The organism is Streptomyces durocortorensis (assembly GCF_031760065.1).
Taxonomy (GTDB): domain Bacteria; phylum Actinomycetota; class Actinomycetes; order Streptomycetales; family Streptomycetaceae; genus Streptomyces.
Map to the genome: position 1 here is coordinate 5,758,274 of NZ_CP134500.1, position 24,696 is coordinate 5,782,969.

Sequence of the window (24,696 nt, forward strand, 5' to 3'; positions counted from 1 at the left end):
ACCGGGACGCGCTGTCCGCGCACACAGCGGGAGCGGCAACAATGGGAGGCATGAGCGACAGCCCCGCACCCCTCGCCGATCCGCATCTCGTCTTCGATGCCGCGGACGGCCGCCGGGATCTTGTGATCCTCGGCTCCACCGGGTCCATCGGCACTCAGGCCATCGACCTGGTCCTGCGCAACCCCGACCGCTTCCGGGTCACCGCGCTCTCGGCCGCAGGCGGCCGGGTCGCCCTGCTGGCCGAGCAGGCCCGCCTGCTGCGGGTGGACACGGTCGCGGTCGCCGCCGAGGACGCGGTCCCCGCCCTGCGCGAGGCGCTGCGGGAACAGTACGGGGCCGGCGAGCCGCTGCCCGAGATCCTGGCCGGACCTGACGCGGCCACCACCCTCGCCGCGAGCGCCTGCCACACCGTGCTCAACGGCATCACCGGCTCCATCGGGCTCGCCCCGACCCTGGCCGCCCTGAAGGCGGGCCGCACGCTCGCCCTCGCCAACAAGGAGTCGCTGATCGTCGGCGGCCCGCTGGTGAAGGCGCTCGCCGCCCCCGGCCAGATCATCCCGGTCGACTCCGAGCACGCTGCCCTCTTCCAGGCGCTGGCCGCGGGCACCCGCGCCGACGTCCGCAGGCTCGTCGTCACCGCCTCCGGCGGACCCTTCCGGGGCCGTACGCGCGAGGAGCTGGCCGACGTCACCCGGGAGCAGGCCCTCGCCCATCCCACCTGGGCGATGGGCCCGGTCATCACGATCAACTCCGCGACCCTGGTCAACAAGGGTCTTGAGGTCATCGAGGCGCACCTCCTCTACGACATCCCCTTCGACCGGATCGAGGTCGTGGTCCACCCGCAGTCCTACGTCCACTCCATGGTCGAGTTCAGCGACGGCTCCACGCTCGCCCAGGCCACCCCGCCCGACATGCGCGGACCCATCGCCATCGGCCTCGGCTGGCCCGAGCGCATCCCGGACGCCGCCCCCGCCTTCGACTGGACGAAGGCCTCCAGCTGGGAGTTCTTCCCGCTGGACACCGAGGCCTTCCCGTCCGTCGGTCTCGCCCGGCACGTCGGCGGGCTCGGCGGCACCGCGCCCGCCGTTTTCAACGCGGCGAACGAGGAGTGCGTCGACGCTTTCCTCGCCGGACAGCTGCCCTTCAACGGAATCATGGATACGGTCACCGCTGTGGTGTCCGAACACGGCACCCCCGCCCCGGGAACCTCGCTCAGCGTCGCGGACGTCCTCGAAGCGGAAACGTGGGCCCGCGCACGGGCCCGGGAACTCTCGGCGAAAGCGACAGCGGAGGCGCGCGCATGAGTCTGACCTCGATCCTGCTGACGGTCCTGGGGATCGCCGTCTTCGTCGTGGGCCTGCTCTTCTCCATCGCCTGGCACGAGCTGGGCCACCTCTCCACGGCCAAGATGTTCGGCATCCGGGTCCCGCAGTACATGGTCGGATTCGGCCCGACCCTCTGGTCGAAGAAGAAGGGCGACACCGAGTACGGCATCAAGGCCATCCCGGCGGGCGGCTACATCCGCATGATCGGGATGTTCCCGCCCGGCGCCGACGGCCGCCTTGAGGCCCGCTCCACCTCACCGTGGCGCGGCATGATCGAGGACGCCCGCTCCGCCGCGTACGAGGAGCTCGAACCGGGCGACGAGAAGCGGCTCTTCTACACGCGCAAGCCGTGGAAGCGCGTCATCGTGATGTTCGCCGGGCCGTTCATGAACCTGGTCCTCGCGGTCGCGATCTTCATGGGCGTCGCGATGACCTTCGGCTTCCAGACCCAGACCACCGAGGTCGCGGGCGTCCAGCAGTGCGTCATCTCGCAGAGCGACAAGCGCGACACCTGCAAGGACAGCGACCCGGTCTCCCCGGCCAAGGCCGCGGGCCTGAAGGAGGGCGACAAGATCGTCGCCTTCGACGGGCAGCGGGTCGACGACTGGGCGACGCTCTCGGACCGCATCCGCGGGACCATCGGCCCCGCCACGATCACCGTCGAGCGCGGCGGCCAGGAGGTCACCCTCAACGCCGTCCTGCGCGAGAACGCCGTCGCGAAGAAGGACGCCGATGGCGAGGTCATCCCCGACCAGTACATCAAGGCGGGCTACCTGGGCTTCGCCGCCCAGACCGAGATCGTGCCGCTCTCCTTCGGCGACTCCGTCGTCCGTATGGGCGACATGATCGAGAACGGCGTCGACGCGATCATCGCCCTGCCCTCCAAGATCCCGGCCCTGTGGGACGCCGCCTTCAGCGACGGCCAGCGCGCCGACGACTCACCGGTCGGCGTGGTGGGCGCGGCCCGGATCGGCGGCGAGGTGATGAACCTCGACATCCCGGCCCAGAACCAGGTCGCGATGATGCTGTTCCTGCTGGCGGGCTTCAACCTGTCGCTGTTCCTGTTCAACATGTTGCCGCTGCTCCCACTGGACGGCGGGCATATCGCGGGCGCCCTGTGGGAGTCGTTGCGGCGCAATGTGGCCAGGGTCTTCCGGCGCCCGGACCCGGGTCCGTTCGACGTGGCCAAGCTGATGCCGGTCGCCTACGTGGTCGCCGGACTCTTCATCTGCTTCACGCTGCTGGTCCTGGTGGCCGACATCGTGAACCCGGTCAGGATCAGCTGACCGCCCCGGTGGAGATCAGCTGATCGTCCCATTCGCCCCACAGGTGACGGCCGGGCACACATGTCGTGTCCGGCCGCTCACGAAGGGGTGGACATGTCGACATGGTGCGTGTGCCCGGGCTCCGGTGCCGTAACCTCGAAGGCTGGAGCCCGCCGAAATCGGGACCTTGATCCACACCTTGGGGATGCACAGCGCATGACTGCGATTTCTCTCGGAATGCCGGCCGTTCCGACCAAGCTCGCCGACCGAAGGGTCAGCCGACAGATCCAGGTCGGCTCGGTCGCGGTCGGCGGTGACGCGCCCGTCTCGGTGCAGTCGATGACGACGACGCGCACCTCGGACATCGGCGCCACGCTCCAGCAGATCGCCGAGCTGACGGCGTCCGGCTGCCAGATCGTGCGCGTGGCCTGCCCCACGCAGGACGACGCCGACGCCCTCGCCACGATCGCGAAGAAGTCCCAGATCCCGGTGATCGCGGACATCCACTTCCAGCCGAAGTACGTCTTCGCGGCCATTGACGCGGGCTGCGCGGCGGTCCGGGTGAACCCGGGCAACATCAAGCAGTTCGACGACAAGGTCAAGGAGATCGCGAAGGCGGCGGGCGAGACCCGCACGCCGATCCGGATCGGCGTCAACGCCGGCTCCCTGGACGCGCGGCTCCTGAAGAAGTACGGCAAGGCCACGCCCGAGGCCCTCGTCGAGTCGGCCCTCTGGGAGGCGTCCCTCTTCGAGGAGCACGGCTTCGGCGACATCAAGATCTCGGTCAAGCACAACGACCCGGTCGTGATGGTCAACGCCTACCGCCAGCTCGCCGCCCAGAGCGACTACCCCCTGCACCTCGGCGTCACCGAGGCCGGGCCGGCGTTCCAGGGCACCATCAAGTCGGCCGTCGCGTTCGGCGCGCTGCTCTCCGAGGGCATCGGCGACACCATCCGCGTCTCCCTCTCGGCCCCGCCGGCCGAGGAGGTCAAGGTCGGACTCCAGATCCTGGAGGCGCTGAACCTGAAGCAGCGCCGCCTGGAGATCGTCTCCTGCCCCTCCTGCGGCCGCGCCCAGGTCGACGTCTACAAGCTCGCCGACCAGGTCAGCGCCGGGCTCGACGGCATGGAGGTCCCGCTCCGCGTCGCGGTGATGGGCTGCGTCGTCAACGGCCCCGGCGAGGCCCGCGAGGCCGACCTCGGCGTCGCCTCCGGCAACGGCAAGGGCCAGATCTTCGTCAAGGGCGAGGTCATCAAGACCGTCCCCGAGTCGAAGATCGTCGAGACCCTGATCGAAGAGGCCATGAAGATCGCCGAGCAGATGGAGAAGGACGGCATCCCGTCCGGCGAACCCGAGGTCTCCATCAGCTGACCTCGGCTTTCCCTCGTCCTCACCGCCCCGCCGGGCCCCGCGCCCGGCGGGGCGGCGGTGTGGTGAGAGGCCCTCTCGCGGACCCGGGCGGCGTTCAAGGGGCTTGTTGGGTACAGTGCGGAAATCAGCAGACCGCATGGTGAGGCCCCCTCGTGTTGACGCAGACCACCACCCGGGTCCTCGAACCCAGCGACCTCGGCGCAGCGCTCGCCATCCTGGAGAGCGAGCCCGTGGCCAACGCCTTTGTGACGTCCCGCGTCCAGGTCGCGGGGCTAGACGCCTGGCGCCTCGGCGGGGAGATGTGGGGCTGGTACGCCGACGGCAGGCTCCGCTCCCTGTGCTACTCCGGCGCCAACCTCGTCCCCATCTGCGCCGGACCCGAGGCCGTCCGGGCCTTCGCCGACCGGGCCCGCCGGGCCGGGCGCCGCTGCTCCTCCATCGTCGGACCCGCCGAACCCACCGCCCTGCTGTGGCGGCACCTCGAACCGAGCTGGGGCCCCGCCCGCGAGGTCCGCGCCAACCAGCCGCTCATGGTCACCGAAAGCCCTTCCGCCGACATCACCCCCGACCCGCTCGTCCGCCGCATCCGCAAGGACGAGACGGAGGTCCTCATGCCGGCCTGCGTCGCCATGTTCACCGAGGAGGTCGGCATCTCGCCGCTCGCCGGGGACGGCGGACTCCTCTACCAGGCCCGCGTCGCCGAACTCGTCGGCGCCGGACGCTCCTTCGCCCGCATCGACGACGGCAAGGTCGTCTTCAAGGCGGAGATCGGCGCCGCCACCCCCCAGGCCTGCCAGATCCAGGGTGTCTGGGTCGCCCCGGAACACCGGGGCAAGGGCCTCTCCGAGACCGGCATGGCCGCCGTCCTGCGCTACGCCCTGGCCGACGTCGCCCCCGTCGTCAGCCTGTACGTGAACGACTACAACACCCCCGCCCGCAGGGCCTACCGCCGCGTCGGCTTCCGTGAGACCGGCGCGTTCATGAGCGTCCTGTTCTGATCCGCCGGACAACCCCTGGGCCAGTAGGGTTCCCGCATGGCAGTCCCCGGAGAAGGCTCCGCAGCACCCGACGTCGAGATCGGCCCCGTCGACCTGGCCGCCCGTGTCGACGAAGCCCTGCTCGTCCAGGCGGCCGCCTTCGGGCTCACCCAGGACGAGATCGACGTACGCCGCCACATCGTCCTCAGGCACCTGGAGCACCCCCACGCCCGCGCCCTCGGCGCCCTCACCCCCGAGGGACGGCTCGTCGGCTTCGTCTACGGGCTGCCCAACGACCGCGCCCAGTGGTGGTCCACCGTCGTCGAGCCCTATCTGCGGGCCACCGGCTCCGACGGCTGGCTCGACGACTCCTTCGTCATCACCGAGCTGCACGTCCACCCCGGCCATCAGCAGCGCGGTATCGGCCGCACGCTGATCACCACGATCACCGACGCCGTGGACCACCCCCGGTCGATCCTCTCCGCCATCGACAAGGACAGCCCGGCCCGTGCCCTGTACCGCGCCCTCGGCTACCGCGACCTGGCCCGCCAGGTGGTCTTCCCGAGCGCCCCGCAGCCGTACGCGGTCATGGGCGCCCCCCTGCCGCTGTTGCGGTAGGGCGTTATGGATTTCCGCCTGCCCGCACCGCCCGGTTAACCTCGGGCTCACCACCCTTGCGAGCAGGAGTTCACCATGGCCCAGGTCCAGCGCATGTCCCGATTGATGATCAAGACACTGCGCGACGACCCGGCGGACGCCGAGACGCTCAGCCACAAGCTGCTGGTCCGCGCCGGGTACGTGCGCCGCAACGCGGCCGGCATCTGGACCTGGCTGCCGCTCGGCAAGAAGGTCCTGGACAACATCTCGAACGTGGTCCGCGAGGAGATGGACGCCATCGGCGCCCAGGAAGTCCTGCTGCCCGCCCTGCTGCCCAAGGAGCCCTACGAGGCGTCGGGCCGCTGGGAGGAGTACGGCGACCTCCTCTTCCGCCTCAAGGACCGCAAGGGCGGCGACTACCTCCTCGGCCCGACCCACGAGGAGATCTTCACGCAGACGGTCAAGGACCAGTGCACGTCCTACAAGGACCTGCCGGTGATGCTCTACCAGATCCAGACGAAGTACCGCGACGAGGCCCGCCCCCGCTCCGGCGTGCTCCGCGGCCGCGAGTTCCAGATGAAGGACTCGTACAGCTTCGACACCACCGACGAGGGCCTCGCGCACTCCTACGCGCTGCACCGGGCCGCGTACATCAAGATCTTCGAGCGCCTGGGTCTGGACCACCGCATCGTCTCGGCCGTCTCCGGCGCCATGGGCGGCTCCGCCTCCGAGGAGTTCCTCGCCCCCGCGGCCGCCGGTGAGGACACCTTCGCGGACTGCCCGAACTGCGACTACGCCGCCAACACCGAGGCCGTGACCTTCGCGCTCGCCCCGGTCGACGGCTCGGCGCACGGCGCGGTCGAGGAGCTGGACACCCCCGACACCCCGACCATCGAGACCCTCGCCGAGCACCTGGGCGTCCCCGCCTCGGCCACCCTGAAGAACCTGCTGGTCAAGGTGGACGGCGAGATCGTCGCCGTCGGCGTCCCCGGCCACCGCGAGGTCGACCTCGGCAAGCTCGGCGAGCACCTGGCGCCCGCCGTCGTCGAGCTGGTCACCGCCGAGGACTTCGTCGGCCGCGACGACCTCGTACGCGGCTACGTCGGCCCCCAGGGCCTGGAGAAGGTCCGCTACCTCGCGGACCCCCGCGTCGCCCCCGGCACCGCCTGGATCACCGGCGCCAACGAGGAGGGCAAGCACGCCAGGAACGTCGTCGCGGGCCGTGACTTCGAGGTCGACGAGTATCTGGACGTCGTCGTGGTCGAGGAGGGCGACCCCTGCCCCGCCTGCGGCACCGGCCTCACCCTGGACCGCGCCATCGAGATCGGCCACATCTTCCAGCTGGGCCGCAAGTACGCCGACACCTTCCAGCTCGACGTGCTCGGCCAGCAGGGCAAGCCCGTCCGCGTCACGATGGGCTCGTACGGCATCGGCGTCTCCCGTGCCGTGGCCGCCCTCACCGAGCAGACCGCCGACGACAAGGGCCTGTGCTGGCCCCGCGAGATCGCCCCGGCCGACGTCCACGTCGTGGCCGCGGGCAAGGCCCTCCAGACGGAACTGGCCCTGGAGGTCTCGGAGAAGCTCAACGCGGCGGGCCTGCGCGTCCTGGTCGACGACCGCCCCGGTGTCTCGCCCGGCGTGAAGTTCACCGACTCCGAGCTCATCGGCGTGCCCAAGATCCTCGTCGCGGGCCGCCGCTCGGCCGACGGCGTCCTGGAGCTGAAGGACCGTCGCACCGGCGAGCGCGAGGAGCTGACGGTGGACGAGGCGATCGCCCGCCTCACCGCCGACCTCGGCTGAGCACACACGAAGAAGGCCCCCGCGCACCGTGCGCGGGGGCCTTCGCCGTAGGGGGAGGGGCTACAGCCAGCCCGCGAACTCCAGGGTCAGTTCGCCGATCTGCCGCCGCCCCTCGGCCAGCGCCCGGGTTCCCGACTCCACCGCCCGGAACAGCGTCCAGCCGTGCAGCCGGGCCTGCTCCACCTCCAGCGACTCCGCCAGCTTCTTGACCCGCCGCCGCGCTGTCGCCGGGCCGCCGGGAGAGGCGATCAGATCCTCCACCCGGTCCCGCACCAGCCGCGCCAGGTCATAGGCGCGCTCGCCCACCAACGGCTCCGGACCCACCGTCAGCCACGGCGCACGCTCCCCGGCCAGGACCTTGCTCTGCCGGAAGTTGCCGTGCAGCAGCAGGAGTTCGGGGGACGCCCCGACCAGCTCGGCCCGCGCCGCGAGCGCCGCGCCGACCAGCGGGGCCAGCTCCGGATCGGCCTCGGCGGCCGCCCGCATCCCGGCGCTCTGGCGCACGGTCCGCTCGGCCACGCTCTCGAAGGAATGCCCTGCCGGGGGCTCCACCCACAGCCGCCGCAGCGTGCCCGCCGCCTCCAGCTGGGCCTTCGCCTCCGGCAGCGAACGCAGTGACACCTCGTGGTGCAGCCGCTCCAGCAGCAGCGCGCCGTGTGCGTCGAGTGCTCCGGCCGGGGCGTCCAGCAGCCGCACCGCACCCCAGCCGCCCCAGTGCTCCAGCGCCGCCCGCTCCAGCTCCGGCCCGGCGACCGGAGGGGCCAGCTTCAGCGCGGCCGCGGTCCCGTCGGCGCGGTGCACCAGGACCACCAGGGAGCTGCGCCCGCCCGGGGCGGCCACCCGTTCGACGGTGAGGTCCCCTCCGGCGGTGTCCAGCACCCGTTCGGCCAGTGCGGGGAGCCGGTTCAGCCAGTCGGCCGTCGCCTCGTCCCCGTACATCTCGCCGAGCGCGCGCACCAGGCGCTGCGGCGGTTCAAAACCCATACGTCGTGTGTTCCCTTTCCGGTCCTTCGGATCAGCGCGTCCCGTCCGCGCCCGCGGCCTCCACCGGGCCCGTCGCGGCCGGATCCGCACCGGCGGCCCGCTCGGCGAGCCCCGGAAAGGCTACGTTGCCGCCCCGCCAGCGGGCCGACCGCACCGCGGCCTCGCGGAGCGCGCCCGCGGCCTCCTTGCGCAGCGGGCCCTCGGAAGCCCGTACGAGATCGGCGTAGACGCCTGCGACCCGGTCCTCCAGCACCGCGGCGAGCCGCTCCGCCGCCGGGGCGTCAGCGACCGCGAACGGCAGAGCGTACGCGGCCTCGGCCGCCACCGGCGTACCGCCCAGGTCCCGCACGGTGCGGGACAGTGCGTCCCGGCGCGCGCGGTGCCCGTCGTACGCCGCGTCCGCCTCCGAGCGCCGCTTCCCGTCGAGGAGGCCGCCCAGCGTGCTGTAGCCGTAGACGGAGGCGTGCTCGGCGGCCAGGGCCGCCTGGGCGGCGGTCAGCTCGGGGGAGGCGGAGTCGCCCTTCGACGGCCGGGCGGTACGGGTGCTCATGCGGCGGTCTCCTTGCCCAGCTCGGTCAGCAGATACGCGTGTGCCGCGGCGGCCGCCGCCACCGAGGCCAGCAGCCGGGCCAGCTCCGGCTCCGCGGTGAGCAGGGCCTCGGTGTGCGCGTCGGCCCTGCGGCGTTCGGCGGCGGCCAGCTCCTTCACCGCTGTCCCGGGGTCGGTGGACACCGGGCCGGGGGCGGGCGGAGCGGCCTCGTCCGGCGCGCCTTTCGCGCGCGGTGGGGCCAGCGCCTTCCCGTGCTCCCGTACGGCCGCCCGCAGGGGCGCCAGGCCCGCCGCGGTCGCCGGATGGGCCTCGGCCACCAGGTCGTAGTGGGCGATCAGTCGTGCGCCGTCGCGCACCGCCTTCTCGCGCAGGGCCCGCTCGGCCCGGACCGCGTCGGCCCGGGCGCCGGAGCGCGTGGGCCTCCTGCCGTCCGCCGCCTCACCGTCGCCCCCGCAGCCGGTCAGCACCGCACCCAGGGCGAGAGCTCCCGTGGCGGTGAGCGCCCCCCTGCGCGTCGTCCCCGTGCGCTGCACGTTTCTCCTTCGAGCCTGGACCGGTCCTGACAGGATCTGTCCTGATGTGATCACCGCAGGCGAGCGTACCCGCGCCGACGGGGCAGGCGGACGGCAACACCCCTGGCGACCGGATACCCTTTGACCTGACGCACGACGATCCCCACAACAGCACACGCGGCCGAGGAGTCACCCGGATGAGCACCACCCAGAGCGAGAGGCTGCGCGGGCTGCTTGAACCGCTCGTCAGCGCGCAGCAGCTGGACCTCGAAGAGATCGAGGTGTCCCGGGCGGGCCGCCGCGGAGTGCTCCGGATCATCGTGGACTCCGAGGAGGGCGTGGAGCTGGACGCCTGCGCGGAGCTGAGCCGCGCGATCTCCCAGAAGCTGGACGAGACCGACGCGATGGGCGAGGGCGAGTACGTCCTCGAAGTCAGCTCCCCCGGCGCGGACCGCCCGCTGACCGAGCACCGCCACTACGTACGCGCCACCGGCCGGCTGGCCCGGTTCCAGCTGGCCGCCGACGGCTCCGGCGAGCTGGTCGCCCGCATCCTCGCCGTGGACGAGGACGGGCTCGACCTCGAAGTGCCCGGGGTCAAGGGCCGCAAGCCCACGTCCCGCCGCCTCGCCTTCGACGAGATCGCCAAGGCGCGCGTGGAGATCGAATTCAACCGCAAGGACAAGAAGGAAGAGGAGGCGTAGCCGTGGACATCGATGTGAAGCTTCTGAAGGGCTTGGCGCAGGACAAGGAGATCCCCTTCGACGTGCTCGTCGGGGCGATCGAGTCGGCCCTCCTCATCGCGTACCACCGCACCGACGGCAGCCACCGCCGGGCGCGCGTGAAGATCGACGAGCGCGGCCATGTGACGGTGTGGGCCAAGGAGGACCCGGCCGACCTCGAAGAGGGCCAGGAGCCCAAGGAGTTCGACGACACCCCCTCCGGTTTCGGCCGGATCGCGGCGACCACCGCCAAGCAGGTCATCCTCCAGCGGCTGCGCGACGCGGAGGACGACCGGACCTTCGGGGAGTACGCGGGCCACGAGGGCGACGTCGTCACCGGCGTCGTCCAGCAGGGCAAGGACCCCAAGAACGTCCTGGTCGACATCGGCAAGCTGGAAGCCATCCTTCCGGTGCAGGAGCAGGTCCCGGGCGAGGAGTACACCCACGGTCTGCGCCTGCGTACGTATGTCGTACGGGTCGCCAAGGGCGTGCGCGGTCCGTCGGTGACGCTCTCGCGCACCCACCCCAACCTGGTGAAGAAGCTCTTCGCGCTGGAGGTCCCCGAGATCGCCGACGGCTCCGTCGAGATCTCGGCGATCGCCCGCGAGGCAGGCCACCGCACCAAGATCGCGGTCCGCTCCACCCGTTCGGGCCTGAACGCCAAGGGCGCCTGCATCGGCCCGATGGGCGGCCGGGTGCGCAACGTCATGGCCGAGCTGCACGGCGAGAAGATCGACATCGTGGACTGGTCGGACGACCCGGCCGAGATGGTCGCCAACGCCCTGTCGCCCGCCCGGGTGAGCAAGGTCGAGGTCGTCGACCTCGGCGCCCGCTCCGCCCGGGTCACCGTGCCGGACTACCAGCTGTCGCTGGCCATCGGCAAGGAGGGCCAGAACGCCCGCCTCGCCGCCCGCCTCACCGGCTGGCGCATCGACATCCGGCCCGACACCGAGACCGACGCCGAGCGCGAGACCGCCGACCGCGAGCGGGCCGATCGGGCCCGGGAGCGCTCGGAAAGGCGTTGACCCGGAGCGGGTCCAGGGAATAGATCTGGGCCGTAGGGCGCTGAGATCACGACAACATCCGTTCGATTTTTGCCCCAAAGGGGTGAGGTCGGTACGGGGAGGTAGACTTAAACGTGTCTGGCCGGACGCAAGCCCGCGCTTGCCCCGAGCGAACCTGTGTGGGATGCCGGGAGCGAGCGGCCAAGAGCGAGCTGCTGCGCATCGTGGTGGACGAGGGCGCCTGCGCCCCTGATCCACGCGGTACGCTGCCCGGCCGGGGTGCTTATGTGCACCCCACCTCTGTCTGTCTCGACCTGGCGGTTCGCCGCCGGGCATTCCCCCGGGCCTTCAAGGCCAAGGGGCCGTTCGACACCGCGGCACTCACGCGGTTCGTCGAGCGGGTGACACCGTAAGAAGTGAACGGCACGGGACCCCGTGCGGTCAGGTACCTCGCGAGTTGGAAGTAGGTCGAGATTGCGATGAGCACTCGATGAGTACGCGATGAGTACGCCCATGAAGTAGCGACGGTCCGGCGGTAACCCGGACCTAAAAGGAGCGATGTGGCTAAGGTCCGGGTATACGAACTCGCCAAGGAGTTCGGCGTCGAGAGCAAGGTCGTCATGGCCAAGCTCCAAGAACTCGGTGAATTCGTCCGTTCGGCGTCCTCGACGATCGAGGCGCCGGTTGTACGTAAGTTGACCGACGCACTGCAGGGGCCCGGCGGCAACGCCGGCAAGTCCGCTGCCAAGCCTGGCGCGCCCCGTAAGGCGACGCCCGCGAAGCCCGCAGCGCCCTCCCCGGCCGCTGCGGCACGTCCCGCTGCCCCGAAGCCCGGCGCACCGGCTCCCAAGCCGGCCGCGGCCGAGACCCCGAGCAGCACCCCGGCAGCGCCTTCCGCGCCGTCGGCGGGCCCCCGTCCGGGCCCGAAGCCCGCGCCGGCCAAGCCGGCCCCGGTGACCCCGGTCCCGGCCGCCGAGTTCTCGGCCCCGGCTCCGGCTCAGCCGGCCGCCCCCCAGCAGCCCCAGGCCCCGCGTCCCGCGGGTGCCACCCCGGGGCCGCGCCCGGCCCGTCCGGCCCCGGCCGGCGGTCAGCGCGACGGCGGAGCCCGCGACGGCGGTCAGCGTGACGGCGGCCGTGGCGGCGAGCGTGGCGGCGACCGCCCCGCACGTCCCGCGGGCCAGGGCGCCCCGCGCCCCGGCGGCGCCCGTCCGGCCGGTCCCCGTCCGGGCAACAACCCCTTCACCTCCGGCGGCTCCACCGGCATGGCGCGCCCCGGCGCGCCCCGTCCCGGCGGTGCCCCGCGCCCCGGCGGCGGCCAGGAGCGCCCCGGCGCCCCGCGCCCCCAGGGCAGCGGCCCCGGCGGCGCCCCGCGTCCGCAGGGTGGTCAGGGACAGGGCGGTGCCCGTCCCACTCCGGGCGGCATGCCCCGTCCGCAGGCTCCGCGTCCCGGCGGCGGTCCCGCCGGTAACCGCCCCAACCCCGGCATGATGCCGCAGCGTCCCGCTGCGGGCCCGCGTCCCGGTGGTGGCCCCGGCGGTGGCCGTGGTCCCGGCGGCGGCGGTCGTCCCGGTGGCGGCGGCGGTCGTCCCGGCGGTGGCGGTGGCGGCTTCGCCGGCCGTCCCGGTGGCGGCGGTGGCGGCGGCTTCGCCGGTCGTCCGGCCGGTCCCGGCGGTGGCGGCGGTGCCGGTCGTCCCGGCGGTGGCGGCGGCTTCGGGGGTCGTCCCGGCTTCGGCGGTCGTCCGGGTGGTCCCGGTGGCCGTGGTGGCACGCAGGGTGCGTTCGGCCGTCCCGGCGGTCCGGCGCGTCGTGGCCGTAAGTCGAAGCGGCAGAGGCGCCAGGAGTACGAGGCCATGCAGGCCCCGTCCGTCGGCGGCGTCATGCTGCCCCGCGGCAACGGACAGGCCGTCCGGCTGTCGCGCGGTGCCTCCCTCACCGACTTCGCGGAGAAGATCAACGCCAACCCGGCGTCGCTCGTCGCCGTGATGATGAACCTCGGCGAGATGGTCACCGCCACGCAGTCCGTTTCCGACGAGACGCTCCGGCTTCTCGCCGAGGAGATGAACTACGTCCTGGAGATCGTCAGCCCGGAGGAGGAGGACCGCGAGCTGCTCGAGTCCTTCGACATCGAGTTCGGCGAGGACGAGGGCGGCGAAGAGGCCCTGGTCTCCCGTCCGCCGGTCGTGACCGTCATGGGTCACGTCGACCACGGTAAGACCCGACTCCTGGACGCGATCCGCAAGACCAACGTGGTCGCGGGCGAGGCCGGTGGCATCACCCAGCACATCGGTGCCTACCAGGTCTCCTCCGAGGTCAACGGCGAGGACCGCAAGATCACCTTCATCGACACCCCGGGTCACGAGGCGTTCACCGCCATGCGTGCCCGTGGTGCGAAGTCGACCGACATCGCGATCCTCGTGGTGGCGGCCAACGACGGTGTGATGCCCCAGACGATCGAGGCGCTGAACCACGCCAAGGCGGCCGAGGTGCCGATCGTGGTCGCGGTCAACAAGATCGACGTCGAGGGCGCCGACCCGACCAAGGTGCGCGGTCAGCTCACCGAGTTCGGTCTGGTGGCCGAGGAGTACGGCGGCGACACCATGTTCGTCGACATCTCCGCCAAGCAGGGCCTCAACATCGAGTCCCTCCTGGAGGCCGTCGTCCTCACCGCCGACGCCTCGCTCGACCTGCGGGCCAACCCGGAGCAGGACGCGCAGGGCATCGCGATCGAGTCCCACCTCGACCGCGGCCGCGGTGCCGTCTCGACCGTCCTGGTCCAGCGCGGAACGCTGCGCATCGGTGACACGGTGGTCGTGGGCGACGCGTACGGCCGGGTCCGGGCGATGCTCGACGACAACGGTCAGAACGTCCAGGAAGCGGGTCCGTCGACCCCCGTCCTGGTGCTCGGTCTCACCAACGTCCCGGGTGCCGGCGACAACCTCCTGGTGGTCGACGAGGACCGTACGGCCCGTCAGATCGCCGAGAAGCGTGCCGCCCGTGAGCGCAACGCCAACTTCGCCCGTAAGGGTGTCCGGTTCTCCCTGGAGAACCTGGACGAGGCGCTCAAGGCCGGTCTGGTCCAGGAGCTCAACCTCATCATCAAGGGCGACGCGTCCGGTTCGGTGGAGGCTCTCGAGTCCTCGCTGCTCCAGCTCGACGTCGGTGAAGAGGTCGACATCCGGATCCTGCACCGCGGTGTGGGTGCGGTCACCGAGTCGGACATCAACCTGGCGACCGGCTCCGACGCCATCGTGATCGGCTTCAACGTGCGCGCCGCAGGGCGTGCCGAGCAGATGGCCGAGCGCGAGGGCGTGGACGTCCGGTACTACTCGGTCATCTACCAGGCGATCGAAGAGATCGAAGCGGCCCTCAAGGGCCTGCTCAAGCCGGAGTACGAAGAGGTCGAGCTCGGCACGGCGGAGATCCGCGAGATCTTCCGCTCGTCCAAGCTGGGCAACATCGCCGGTGTGCTGGTCCGCTCCGGCGAGGTCAAGCGCAACACCAAGGCGCGCCTGCTGCGCGATGGCAAGGTCATCGCGGAGAACCTCAACATCTCCGGTCTGCGCCGCTTCAAGGACGACGTCACCGAGATCCGCGAAGGCTTCGAGGGCGGTATCAACCTCGGAAACTTCAACGACATCAAGATCGACGACGTCATCGCGACGTACGAGATGCGCGAGAAGCCGCGGGGCTGATCCGCAGAGGGAAGGGTCCCGGGCCTCGCCCCGGGCCCCTTCCACCACGGTCGGAGCCGGTCGACGGGTCGTATTTCCGTCGATCGGCTCCGGCCGTTCCGGTACGGTTCTGGTGTCCCCGGCAAGCTCTGGCGGGGCACGAACCCGAACCGGCGGGACATCCGGACACACATGTATGTGGGGACCCTGTCCTTCGATCTGCTCCTCGGCGACGTACGGTCGTTGAAGGAGAAGCGTTCCGTCGTCCGCCCGATCGTGGCCGAGCTCCAGCGCAAGTACGCGGTGAGCGCGGCCGAGACCGGCGGACAGAATCTCCATCGCAGGGCCGAGATCGGCCTTGCCGTGGTCTCCGGGGACACCGGACACCTCACGGACGTACTGGACCGGTGCGAGCGGCTGGTCGCCGCGCGTCCCGAGGTGGAGCTGCTGTCGGTGAGACGGCGGCTGCACAGTGACGAAGACTGACAGTCGAGTGAAATCAGAAGGAAGAGTGACGGACCGGTGACCGACAACGCGCGGGCCCGCAAGCTGGCCGATCGCATCCAGGTCGTGGTCGCGGAGACCCTGGACCGGCGAATCAAGGATCCGCGGCTGGGATTCGTGACGATCACGGACGCCCGGGTCACCGGAGACCTGCGGGAGGCCACGGTCTTCTACACGGTCTACGGCGACGACGAAGAGCGCGCGGCCTCCGCCGCGGCGCTGGAGAGCGCCAAGGGCGTCCTCCGCTCCGAGGTCGGCCGGCAGACCGGGGTCCGCTTCACGCCGACCCTGGCCTTCGTGCCGGACGCCCTCCCGGACAACGCCCGCACCATCGAGGACCTCCTCGACAAGGCGCGGGCCAGGGACGCGGAGGTGCGCCAGGTGTCCACGGGTGCGAGTTACGCCGGCGACGCCGATCCGTACCGCAAGCCCGAGGACGAGGACGACGAGGCAGAGACCTCCGGCTCCGCCGACAAGAACGAGGGCCCGACCTCCGCATGACCGAGCAGCAGACCACCACGCCGGACGGCCTTGTCATCGTCGACAAGCCGTCCGGCTTCACTTCGCACGATGTCGTCGCCAAGATGCGCGGCATCGCCCGCACCCGCCGCGTCGGCCACGCGGGCACGCTCGACCCGATGGCGACCGGAGTCCTCGTGCTCGGCGTCCAGCGGGCCACCAAGCTGCTCGGCCACCTCGCGCTGACCGAGAAGGAGTACCTGGGCACGATCAGGCTCGGCCAGGACACCGTCACCGACGACGCCGAGGGCGAGATCACCTCCTCCACCGACGCGTCCGGCGTGACCCGGGAGGGGATCGACGCCGGAGTGGCGGCCCTGACCGGCGCGATCATGCAGGTCCCGTCCAAGGTCAGCGCCATCAAGATCGACGGCAAGCGGTCCTACGCGCGGGTGCGCGGCGGTGAGGAGTTCGAGATCCCGGCCCGCCCGGTGACCGTCTCCTCCTTCCGCGTCTACGACGTCCGCGAGGCCGTCGCCGAGGACGGCACCCCCGTCCTGGACCTGGTCGTCTCCGTGGTCTGCTCCTCGGGGACGTACATCCGCGCCCTCGCCCGGGACCTGGGCGCCGGACTCGGCGTCGGCGGACACCTCACCGCGCTGCGCCGCACCCGGGTCGGCCCGTACGGACTGGACGCCGCCCGGACGCTGGACCAGCACCAGGAGGAGCTGACGGTGATGCCGGTCGCCGAGGCGGCCGCCGCCGCGTTCCCCCGCTGGGACGTGGACGAGAAGCGCGCCAAGCTGCTCCTGAACGGGGTACGGCTGGACATGCCCACGTACCCGCCGGGGCCGGTCGCGGTGTTCGGACCGGACGGGGCGTTCCTGGTGCTCGTGGAGGAGGAGAAGGGCAAGGCCAAGAGCCTCGCCGTCTTCGCCTGACCCGGCTCTCGTACGTCATGCGTCTCTCGTACGTCATGTGTGGAGCGGGCACCCACCCCCCACCCGGTGCCCGCTCCACGTTCCCCCCCGGCACCATCCCTGCTCCCGGGGGGACACGCTTATTCACCCCATTGGACGGGCGCTCGGAGTGAATGCCGGGGGCGCGGGGGGCGCTTTCCCCGTCCTCGTTCCTGCCGAGATCACCGGCGTCCTAACGTCGGACCATGGGCAGCGGGGACCGGTCGAAGCTGGTAAGAATCTGCGATCAGGCCGGCCGGCCGCGAGGAGCGGGATTCGTCGCGGACGACCGAGGCACCGTCGTCACCGCCCATCAGGCCGTCGCCTCCCCGGCGCCCTTCCTCCTCCACGGCACCGACGGCCGCACCTGCACCGTCGGCCCCGACGACATCACCGCACTGCCCGCCCTGGGCCTGGCCCTGCTGCGCACCGGTGGTCCCGACGCGCTCGACGCGGAACCCCTGCCCATCGCCGTGCGGGACCGGGCCGAGCCCGGCGGCTATGTGGACATCGCCGCCCACGGACGGCGTGAGGCCCGGGTCCTCGGCACCACCCCCGCCACCTACACCGCCCCGGACGGCGCGCACCCGGTGGCCGCCGCCCTGGAGCTGGCGCTCGGCACCGACGGCCGTGACGCCCTGCGCTCCGGGGGCGCGGCCATCGGGGGGCCGGTGACCGACCCGGTCACCGGCGTGGTCCTCGGCGTCCTGTGCACAGCCCTGGCCACCCCGCACGAGGCGGCCGGGCTCGCCCTGCCGATCGCCCGGGGCGCCGACGGCACGCTGGACGCCCTGCTGCGCCGCAACGCCCTCGCCGCCCCCGGCTACGGCCCCGACCTCAACCTCGCCGGTGCCCTCCAGCTCACCGCCACATCGGTCGGCTCGGCGGACGGCCCGAAGGCCCGCACCGCCCCGGTCGAGCGCGACGACGTCAGCGCGGAGTTCACCGCCTTCGAAGCCGGTACGGGCCTGGTGCTGGGCCTCGTCGGCGCGCCCGGCACCGGCCGCACCACCGAGCTGGCCGCCCTCGCCGCCCGCCGCGCCGAGGGCCGGGCGCCCGCCCCCACGCTCTGGCTCCGCGGCGCGGACCTGCTGGCCGACGACAGCTCGATCGCCGACGCCGCGCGCCGCACGCTCGCCCGCGCCGCCCGCATCGTCACCGCCGCCGGGGCCCGCGGCGACATGGCCACGGCCACCCCGGAGCGCATCGCCCGCCTGGCCGCCGACGCGGGCCACCCGCTCCTCGTGGTCCTGGACGGCCCCGAGGAGATGCCACCGCTGCTGGCCCACCACCTCGCCGACTGGACGGCCGGCACCGCCGCCTGGCTCCGGGAGCACCGGGTCCGCCTCGTCGTCGCCTGCCGCCCCGAACACTGGGAGACCGCGGGCGCCCTCTACCCGCCGGGGGCCCTGCACCGCCCCCGCCGCCCCGCCCGCAGACTGCCGCCCGCCCTCCGTCTCGGCGACCTCACCCCTGACCAGGCCGACAAGGCCAAGGAGCGCTACGGCATCCCGCCGACCGCCCTCGCCCCCGGCCACGACCGGCACCCGCTCACCCTGCGGCTGCTCGCCGAGGTCCGCGCCGCGCTGCCCCCCGGCGTCCCCGGCCGCCCCGACACCGAGGACGTCTTCGGCGCGCACCTCGACCTGATGTGCGTGCGCATCGCGGTCCGGATCGCGGCCGCCGCCGACGAGCACCCCCGGGGCACCGCCGTGCGCCGCCTGGCGGCCCGGGTGGCGGGCCAGGCCCACGAGGCGGCCCGCCGCTGCCTGGGACCGGGCCAGGGCGAGCTGGACCGGGCCGCCTTCGAGGAGATCTTCCCCTGGCGCACCGGCTGGGCCTCCGCCGTGCTCACCGAAGGTCTCCTCGTCCCCGCGGGCGCGGGCTACCGCTTCGCCCACGAGGAGCTCGGCGACTGGGTCCAGGGCGCCCACCTCGACCTGGACGCGGCCCTGCGGTCCCTGGTGCACCGCTGGCACCGGGGGAGCGGCGGGCGGGAGGGAGCCCCGCGGCGCGGGAGCGGCGGCCTGGACGGGGACCCGTACCGGGAGAGCGTCGGGGCGGACCCGGGGGCGGGCCCCGACACCGGCCGTGAGCCCCGCAGCCTTCCCGTGCCCCGGCACCGGATCGGGCCGGTCATCCAGGCCATGGTGCTCCTCGGCCGGCGCCAGGGCACGGCCGCGCTGGCGCACCGGATGGCCGACCTCATCGAGGCGCTGGACCGGCTGTGGACCGACGACGGGCCCCGGGACGAGGACGCTGCCTGGTGGGCGGCCCACCTGCTCGGCGGCAGTCTGCTCAGGGTGCCCGACGCCCGCCCGTATCTCGGCGTTCTGCGGGTTCTCGCCGGGCGCATCACCCGGCGCTCCGCGGCCCGAGGATCGGAAGGCCCAGGTGCGTACGGGGAGTTCGGGCCCTGGTTCTGGCGGCGGCTGCGGCTGCCCGAGGAGGACCGGATCGACTTGCTCCGCCGCCTCGTGCCCGCCGACGGGGTTCCCCGCACCGACGGCGACGAACGGTATCTCGACGCCGTGGCCCGGCGCCTCACGCTCGACGCGCCCGCCGTGCAGCCGCTGCTGTGCCGCTGGTTCACCGACGAACGCCCGCTGATGGTGGGCCCCGACGCGCCGCCGGACGTGCCGCTGCGTCCCACGGTCGCCGACGCCGCGCAGGCCCTGCTGTACGCCCGTCGGGATCTCGCCGTCGACGAGCTGACGGACGCGCTGATCGCCACCCCGCACCAGCGGGCGGGCGAGCTGCTCGCCGCCCTCGCGGAGGACGAGCCCACCGCGCTCTGCCGGGCCGTGGAGCGCTGGGCCCGCGACGAGGACCGCCCGGCCCGCCGCTCCGCCGCCGCCCGGTACGCCGGACTGCTCCAGCAGCGGGTCACCGCCGAGGGCGACCTGGCCCTGCTCCGCTCCGCCGCCGAGATCCTGCTCGCCCGCCCGGAGGACGGCGACCTGCACGCGGCCGCCCTCACCCTCCTCGTCCGGGACCCCGGGACCAGGAACCGCCACCTACCGGCGGCCCTGCGCGTGTTCGCCGCCGGGGACCCCCGGCTCCCCGTCGAGCTGCTCGCCGAGGTCTTCCCGGCCCACCCCGAGCCGGTCCTCGCCGCGCTCCGCGCCCGCCTGGCCCGCCCCGGCGACGGCGGGGGAGCGGTGCTGCGGGCCCTGGCCGGGCTCGACACGCCCGCCCTCGCGCTGCACGTGGCCGGGCTCGTACGGGAGTACATCGACGCCCACCCCGAGGACGGTACGCACACGGCGGAGTACGTGGACCTCCGGCTGGAGCACGGCCCGGCCGCCCGCGCCCTGCTGCTGCCGCTGGTGACCGGGCTGCTGCGGGACCGCCCCGCGCCGCCGCCGGTGCGCGCCGCGCTCGCCCGGGTGCTCGCCGGGTCCGGGAGCACCGCGTCCCGGCCGCTGCGGGCCGAGCTTCTGGAGGTCCTGCTGGAGTTCGAGCAGGTCACCGGCCGGGACCCGGATGTGCTGGAGGCCCTGCTCCGGGCCGCCGCCGACGGCTCGGGGCACCGCCCGGAGATCCGTACGAGAGCACTCGTCCACCGCACCGGGATGCTGCTCGTCCGTACCCCCGAGGGCGCCGCCCGCTTCGACCGCGGCCTGGTCGAAGCGGCCCGGGACGTGCCCGGGTTCGCCGCCCTCGTCACGCGCTGGCTGGCCGACGCCCCTCAGGAGTGGGCGGCGGTCGTGGGACCGAGCGCCCGGCGCACGGTGGAGGCGTTGGAGACATCACGTCCGTCGATGCCGATGCCGATGCAGGCGGCGGGACGTGAGCATGGCAGTCTTAGACCTGCGTAATCGACAGACACACGTACACAGGTTCGGGCGAGGAGCGGTCACAGTGCAGCGCTGGCGTGGCTTGGAGGACATCCCCCAGGACTGGGGACGCAGCGTCGTCACCATCGGCTCCTACGACGGCGTGCACCGCGGACACCAGCTGATCATCGGCCGGGCCGTCGAGCGCGCCCGTGAGCTGGGCATCCCGTCGGTCGTCGTGACCTTCGACCCGCACCCCAGCGAGGTCGTCCGCCCCGGCAGCCACCCGCCGCTGCTCGCCCCGCACCACCGCCGCGCCGAACTGATGGCGGAGCTGGGCGTGGACGCGGTGCTGATCCTGCCGTTCACCACCGAGTTCTCCAAGCTGTCGCCCGCCGACTTCATCGCGAAGGTGCTGGTCGACCGGCTCCACGCGAAGACCGTCATCGAGGGCCCGAACTTCCGCTTCGGCCACCGGGCCGCCGGGAACGTCGCCTTCCTGACCGAGCTGGGCGCCACCTACGACTACACCGTCGAGGTCATCGACCTGTACGTCACCGGCGAGGCGGGCGGCGGACAGCCCTTCTCCTCCACCCTCACCCGCCGGCTGATCGCCGAGGGCGACGTCACCGGAGCCGCCGAGATCCTGGGCCGCCCGCACCGGGTCGAGGGCATCGTGGTGCGCGGTGCGCAGCGCGGCCGCGAGCTGGGCTTCCCCACGGCCAACGTCGAGACCCTGCCGCACACCGCGATCCCCGCCGACGGCGTCTACGCGGGCTGGCTGGAGGTGGACGGCGAGTCGATGCCCGCCGCGATCTCGGTTGGCACGAATCCGCAGTTCGACGGCACCGAGCGGACCGTCGAGGCGTACGCCATCGACCGCGTCGACCTCGACCTGTACGGGCTGCACGTGGCCGTCGACTTCCTCGCGTACGTACGCGGCATGCTGAAGTTCGACTCGATCGACGAGCTGCTGGTGGCGATGGCCGCCGACGTGAAGCGTTCCAGCGAGCTGACCGCCGCCTACGCCCGCACGCACTGACGCCGTCCCTCCCCGTGCGGTCCGCCCGCGGACGGCGGATGCTGACAGGGTGCGCGACATCCTGCCCGACCTCCGTGCCCGGTGCGCCGACGGCGTCCCCTTCGCCCTGGCGACCGTCGTCGCCGTGCACGGCAGCGCACCCCGCGACCCGGGTGCGGTGCTGGCGGTCGACGCGGCGGGCACCGTGGTCGGCAGCGTCTCCGGGGGCTGCGTCGAGGGAGATGTGTACGAGGTGGCCCGCGAGGTGCTCGCCGGGGCGGGGCCGCGCGTGGTGTCGTACGGGATCAGCGACGACGAGGCGTTCGGCGTCGGGCTGACGTGCGGCGGCACGATCGAGGTGCTGGTACGCGCCTACGCGACCGCCGCCGAACGGACCGGCCTCTCGGCCGTCCTGGACCTGATCGCCGCCGATCTGCCGGTCGCCGAGGCCACGGTCCTGTCCGGGCAGGCGGAGACCGGGGCCCGCCTGGTCGTCCGCCCCTCGGGCCAGGGGCCCGCGACCGCACCCCTCGGCACGCTCGGCACCGAGGGGCTGGACGCGGCCGTCACCGACGACGCCCGCGGGCTGCTGGCCCAGGGACTCACCGGCATCCAGTGGTACGGGGCGCACGGCCAGCGCCGGATGCAGGAGGTCGCCGTCTTCGTCCGGACGTACGCCCCACCGCCCCGCATGCTCGTCTTCGGCGCCATCGACCACGCGGCGGCCACCGCCCGCATCGGCTCCTTCCTCGGCTACCGGGTCACCGTCTGCGACGCCCGCCCCGCCTTCGCCACCCGGGAGCGCTTCCCCACCGCCGACGCGGTCGTGTGCGCCTGGCCGCACACCTACCTTGAGTCCACCGAGGTCGACGCCCGCACCGTGATCTGCGTGCTCACCCACGACCCCAAGTTCGACGTCCCCCTGCTCACCACGGCCCTGCGCACGCCCGCCGCGTACATCGGGGTGATGGGCAGCCGCCGCACCCACCGCGACCGCCTGGCCCGGCTGCGCGCGGCGGGCGTGGACGAGGCCCACCTCGCGCGCCTCGCCTCCCCCGTGGGCCTCGACCTCGGAGCCCGTACGCCGGAGGAGACGGCGGTCTCCATCGCCGCCGAGATCATCCAGCACCGCTGGGGCGGCACGGGCCGCCCGCTCGGCGAGCTGTCGGGGGCGATCCACCACAGGGGGCCGGGGTGCTGACAGGGAACCCCGGGCCGACGGGGGCGTCAGGGTCCGGCCTTCGTACCGTCCGCCACGGGATGCTCCCCGGCACGCGGCCGCGGGACACGCCGTCCACCCGGGCGGTCCATCTCGCGCCACTCAGGCCGCAGCCCGGCCAGATGGGTGGTGAGGAAGTACGCCGCCCCGCAGGCGAGCAGCACCGGCGTGAGCCCGACGGCGGTCACCGCCGCACCGGCGACCAGCCCGCCGAGCGGGATACCGGACCAGGACAGCGAGTTGCTGAGCGCCTTGACCCGGCCCAGCATCCGGCGCGGCACCCGTTCGACGAGGACGGCCCCCACCACGGGGTTGATGAACCCGGCCCCGAACCCGCTGACGGCGAAGACGGCCAGCACCGCCCCCAGTGGGGCGTCGGCGGCGAGGACCAGGAATCTCGGCGCCCCGGCCAGCAGGAATCCGCCGAGGAACACCACCCTGCGCCGCAGCCGGTGCGCGGCCATCGCGGCGATCAGGCTCCCGGCGACCGCGGCGGCTCCCATCACACTGCCGATCAGGCCGATCGACGTCGGGCCGTTCCCGGACTCCCTGGCCCAGACGGGCAGCAGCAGGGTGGCCATCGCCGCGTCCAGGAAGTTGGTGATCGCGACCATGACGATGACGGCGAGCAGTAACGGCTCGCCCCGCAGGAAGGCGAAGCCCTCGCCGAACCGGCGCCAATAGCCCGGTTCCGTCCCGTTGGCCGTTGCTGAGGTATCCACGGCCGGACGCCCCATACCGCGAGGCAGCACGACGGCGACGATCACCGAGCCGAGGGCGAAGCAGCCCGCGTTGAGGACCAGGCCGGGCAAGGGGCCGAGCAGCGCCACCAGGGCGCCGCCCGCCACCGGGCCGACGGTGGAGGCCAGCCGCTCGACCACACCGGACAGTCCGGTGGCCCGCTCCAGCGGTATCCCGCCGCGCTCGGCCGCTTCCGGCACCATGACTTCCTTGGCCAGATCGCCCGGGCCACGGGCCGCGCCGATCACCGCGACCAGGCCCAGCAGGACCGGGAAGGACAGCAGGTCCAGGGCGTGGAGCAGGGGGATCGACGCGGCGGCGGCCGCGCTGGCCAGATCCGTGGTCCAGGAGACGGCCCGCGGGCCGATCCGGTCCACCAGGGGGCCGCTGAACGCCTTGACCAGCACGTAGGGCGTCATCTCGCAGAAGGCGACAAGACCGGTCCGGGTCGCGCTGCCGGTCGTGACGAGCACGAACCAGGGCAGGGCCACCAAGGAGATCCGCGTACCGGTCAGGGACACGGCGACGGCCGCGAGCACCCCGCCCAGCGGCCGTAAGGACCGCTTGCCGGAAACGGTCGGCGCTTTCGGTGTCACGGTGTCTCCGCAGACGTGTCCAGCTCGGGCAGGATGTGCGTGATGACGCCGACCCGCTCGGCACCCTCGGGGGCACTCGCGGCCGCCTCGGGGGTGTCCCGCCGGTAGCGCGAGATGACGTCCGTCAACTCCCGGTACAGGGCGGCGGTTTCCTCGGGGGTGAGCCGCAGGGCCCAGTCGCTCATGTCGAAGGTGTTCCGCCAGGCGCGGGGCATCGTCCCGAGCCCGCTCAGGGTCTGCTGCGTGCGCAGGGTGTAGATGGCGGCGACGGACTGCTGGTAGGCCAGTGCGGCCTCCGGCTCCTGCTCGGCCAGCCCCGGATCGTTGAACCAGGTCGTCCGGTGCACCGAGCGCCACCAGCGCTCACGCGCGTTGCCGCGTTCCGTGTCCTCCTCGACGAAGCCCGCCGCGCCGAGTTGACGCAGGTGGTAACTGGCCGTCCCGGAGTTCACCCCCAGTCGTTCCGCGAGGCGGGTGGCCGTCGACGGGCCGTACTTCCGCAGCAGTCCGACCAGCTGCACGCGTACCGGATGTGCCAGGGCACGCAGCCCCTTGGCGTCCAGAACGACGGATTCCTCATCGGCGGCAGTGCTGTCCGGCCTCTCCAGCGCATCTGTCATACGGCACAGCGTAGACCGCAAAG

Annotated in this window: 21 protein-coding genes; 16 read left to right on the plus strand and 5 right to left on the minus strand. The window is 72.9% G+C overall.

All coding sequences use genetic code 11. From position 1 onward, the window contains the following. Window positions 1-50: 50 nt before the first annotated feature. From dxr to RI138_RS25580, 6 genes are all read left to right on the plus strand, one after another. Entirely contained in the window at window positions 51-1,304 is a 1,254-nt protein-coding gene (dxr, locus tag RI138_RS25555; RefSeq protein WP_096632878.1) for a 1-deoxy-D-xylulose-5-phosphate reductoisomerase, read from the plus strand. Continuing rightward, the gene (locus tag RI138_RS25560) at window positions 1,301-2,611 is read left to right on the plus strand and encodes a M50 family metallopeptidase (protein WP_096632871.1); all 1,311 of its coding nucleotides are present in this window, start codon (window positions 1,301-1,303) and stop codon (window positions 2,609-2,611) included. Before dxr ends, RI138_RS25560 begins: the two co-directional genes overlap by 4 nt. Before the next feature lie 195 nt (window positions 2,612-2,806). Further along, a complete protein-coding gene (gene ispG, locus RI138_RS25565; protein ID WP_096632872.1) occupies window positions 2,807-3,961 on the plus strand; it encodes a flavodoxin-dependent (E)-4-hydroxy-3-methylbut-2-enyl-diphosphate synthase in 1,155 nt (384 codons plus the stop codon). Between the two features lie 155 nt (window positions 3,962-4,116). Further along, window positions 4,117-4,959, plus strand: a complete 843-nt coding sequence (locus RI138_RS25570) for a GNAT family N-acetyltransferase (RefSeq protein WP_311123006.1) — start codon at window positions 4,117-4,119, stop codon at window positions 4,957-4,959. Between the two features lie 36 nt (window positions 4,960-4,995). After that, window positions 4,996-5,556: a GNAT family N-acetyltransferase gene (locus RI138_RS25575; RefSeq protein WP_311121774.1), complete on the plus strand. Its 561-nt coding sequence runs from the start codon at window positions 4,996-4,998 to the stop codon at window positions 5,554-5,556. 75 nt (window positions 5,557-5,631) lie between these two features. Beyond that, window positions 5,632-7,335, plus strand: a complete 1,704-nt coding sequence (locus RI138_RS25580; RefSeq protein ID WP_311121775.1) for a proline--tRNA ligase — start codon at window positions 5,632-5,634, stop codon at window positions 7,333-7,335. Between the two features lie 60 nt (window positions 7,336-7,395). Here the strand turns inward: RI138_RS25580 and RI138_RS25585 are convergent, their stop codons facing one another. Genes RI138_RS25585 through RI138_RS25595 form a run of 3 tightly spaced genes read right to left on the minus strand, consistent with a single transcriptional unit; the run spans window position 7,396 to window position 9,402 of the window. Then, complete coding sequence (locus RI138_RS25585; RefSeq protein ID WP_311121776.1) at window positions 7,396-8,319, minus strand: aminoglycoside phosphotransferase family protein; 924 nt, start codon at window positions 8,317-8,319, stop codon at window positions 7,396-7,398. Between the two features lie 31 nt (window positions 8,320-8,350). After that, a complete protein-coding gene (locus tag RI138_RS25590; protein ID WP_311121777.1) occupies window positions 8,351-8,869 on the minus strand; it encodes a ferritin-like domain-containing protein in 519 nt (172 codons plus the stop codon). Then, entirely contained in the window at window positions 8,866-9,402 is a 537-nt protein-coding gene (locus tag RI138_RS25595; RefSeq protein ID WP_311121778.1) for a hypothetical protein, read from the minus strand. Before RI138_RS25595 ends, RI138_RS25590 begins: the two co-directional genes overlap by 4 nt. Before the next feature lie 176 nt (window positions 9,403-9,578). Between RI138_RS25595 and rimP the strand changes: the two genes are divergently transcribed. The 10 genes from rimP (at window position 9,579) to RI138_RS25645 (ending at window position 22,698) form a co-directional block, all read left to right on the plus strand. Continuing rightward, complete coding sequence (gene rimP / locus RI138_RS25600; RefSeq protein WP_311121779.1) at window positions 9,579-10,082, plus strand: ribosome maturation factor RimP; 504 nt, start codon at window positions 9,579-9,581, stop codon at window positions 10,080-10,082. Window positions 10,083-10,084: 2 nt separating this feature from the next. Then, window positions 10,085-11,125 (plus strand): transcription termination factor NusA, encoded by a 1,041-nt coding sequence (nusA, locus tag RI138_RS25605; protein WP_096633112.1) that lies wholly within the window; start codon window positions 10,085-10,087, stop codon window positions 11,123-11,125. 113 nt (window positions 11,126-11,238) lie between these two features. Next, window positions 11,239-11,517: a YlxR family protein gene (locus RI138_RS25610; RefSeq protein WP_179115590.1), complete on the plus strand. Its 279-nt coding sequence runs from the start codon at window positions 11,239-11,241 to the stop codon at window positions 11,515-11,517. Window positions 11,518-11,664: 147 nt separating this feature from the next. After that, window positions 11,665-14,796 (plus strand): translation initiation factor IF-2, encoded by a 3,132-nt coding sequence (gene infB / locus RI138_RS25615; RefSeq protein ID WP_311121780.1) that lies wholly within the window; start codon window positions 11,665-11,667, stop codon window positions 14,794-14,796. Window positions 14,797-14,967: 171 nt separating this feature from the next. Further along, complete coding sequence (locus RI138_RS25620) at window positions 14,968-15,261, plus strand: DUF503 domain-containing protein (protein ID WP_073771471.1); 294 nt, start codon at window positions 14,968-14,970, stop codon at window positions 15,259-15,261. A gap of 36 nt (window positions 15,262-15,297) precedes the next feature. Continuing rightward, window positions 15,298-15,780, plus strand: a complete 483-nt coding sequence (rbfA, locus tag RI138_RS25625; protein ID WP_311121781.1) for a 30S ribosome-binding factor RbfA — start codon at window positions 15,298-15,300, stop codon at window positions 15,778-15,780. Beyond that, window positions 15,777-16,679, plus strand: coding sequence for a tRNA pseudouridine(55) synthase TruB (truB, locus tag RI138_RS25630; protein ID WP_311121782.1), 903 nt, complete (start codon window positions 15,777-15,779; stop codon window positions 16,677-16,679). Before rbfA ends, truB begins: the two co-directional genes overlap by 4 nt. 224 nt (window positions 16,680-16,903) lie before the next feature. Next, a complete protein-coding gene (locus RI138_RS25635; protein WP_311121783.1) occupies window positions 16,904-20,518 on the plus strand; it encodes a serine protease in 3,615 nt (1,204 codons plus the stop codon). Between the two features lie 43 nt (window positions 20,519-20,561). Beyond that, window positions 20,562-21,518 (plus strand): bifunctional riboflavin kinase/FAD synthetase, encoded by a 957-nt coding sequence (locus tag RI138_RS25640; RefSeq protein ID WP_311121784.1) that lies wholly within the window; start codon window positions 20,562-20,564, stop codon window positions 21,516-21,518. A 49-nt stretch (window positions 21,519-21,567) separates the two neighbouring features. Beyond that, entirely contained in the window at window positions 21,568-22,698 is a 1,131-nt protein-coding gene (locus RI138_RS25645; protein ID WP_311121785.1) for an XdhC/CoxI family protein, read from the plus strand. Window positions 22,699-22,724: 26 nt separating this feature from the next. On the opposite strand, the gene RI138_RS25650 is transcribed toward RI138_RS25645, so the two are convergent. Together RI138_RS25650 and RI138_RS25655 are read right to left on the minus strand one after the other, a co-directional pair. Next, on the minus strand, window positions 22,725-24,053 hold the full coding sequence (locus tag RI138_RS25650; RefSeq protein ID WP_311121786.1) for an MFS transporter: 1,329 nt from the start codon (window positions 24,051-24,053) through the stop codon (window positions 22,725-22,727). Then, entirely contained in the window at window positions 24,050-24,673 is a 624-nt protein-coding gene (locus RI138_RS25655) for an ArsR/SmtB family transcription factor (protein ID WP_311121787.1), read from the minus strand. Before RI138_RS25655 ends, RI138_RS25650 begins: the two co-directional genes overlap by 4 nt. Window positions 24,674-24,696 lie beyond the last annotated feature (23 nt).

Coding starts and splice junctions, on each gene's coding strand:
- RI138_RS25655 (WP_311121787.1), bottom strand. CDS start 24,673: ATGACAGATGCGCTGGAGAGGCCGGACAGCACTGCCGCCGATGAGGAA.
- rimP (WP_311121779.1), top strand. CDS start 9,579: ATGAGCACCACCCAGAGCGAGAGGCTGCGCGGGCTGCTTGAACCGCTC.
- RI138_RS25635 (WP_311121783.1), top strand. CDS start 16,904: ATGGGCAGCGGGGACCGGTCGAAGCTGGTAAGAATCTGCGATCAGGCC.
- RI138_RS25575 (WP_311121774.1), top strand. CDS start 4,996: ATGGCAGTCCCCGGAGAAGGCTCCGCAGCACCCGACGTCGAGATCGGC.
- dxr (WP_096632878.1), top strand. CDS start 51: ATGAGCGACAGCCCCGCACCCCTCGCCGATCCGCATCTCGTCTTCGAT.
- ispG (WP_096632872.1), top strand. CDS start 2,807: ATGACTGCGATTTCTCTCGGAATGCCGGCCGTTCCGACCAAGCTCGCC.
- RI138_RS25590 (WP_311121777.1), bottom strand. CDS start 8,869: ATGAGCACCCGTACCGCCCGGCCGTCGAAGGGCGACTCCGCCTCCCCC.
- RI138_RS25620 (WP_073771471.1), top strand. CDS start 14,968: ATGTATGTGGGGACCCTGTCCTTCGATCTGCTCCTCGGCGACGTACGG.
- RI138_RS25560 (WP_096632871.1), top strand. CDS start 1,301: ATGAGTCTGACCTCGATCCTGCTGACGGTCCTGGGGATCGCCGTCTTC.
- RI138_RS25585 (WP_311121776.1), bottom strand. CDS start 8,319: ATGGGTTTTGAACCGCCGCAGCGCCTGGTGCGCGCGCTCGGCGAGATG.
- RI138_RS25580 (WP_311121775.1), top strand. CDS start 5,632: ATGGCCCAGGTCCAGCGCATGTCCCGATTGATGATCAAGACACTGCGC.
- truB (WP_311121782.1), top strand. CDS start 15,777: ATGACCGAGCAGCAGACCACCACGCCGGACGGCCTTGTCATCGTCGAC.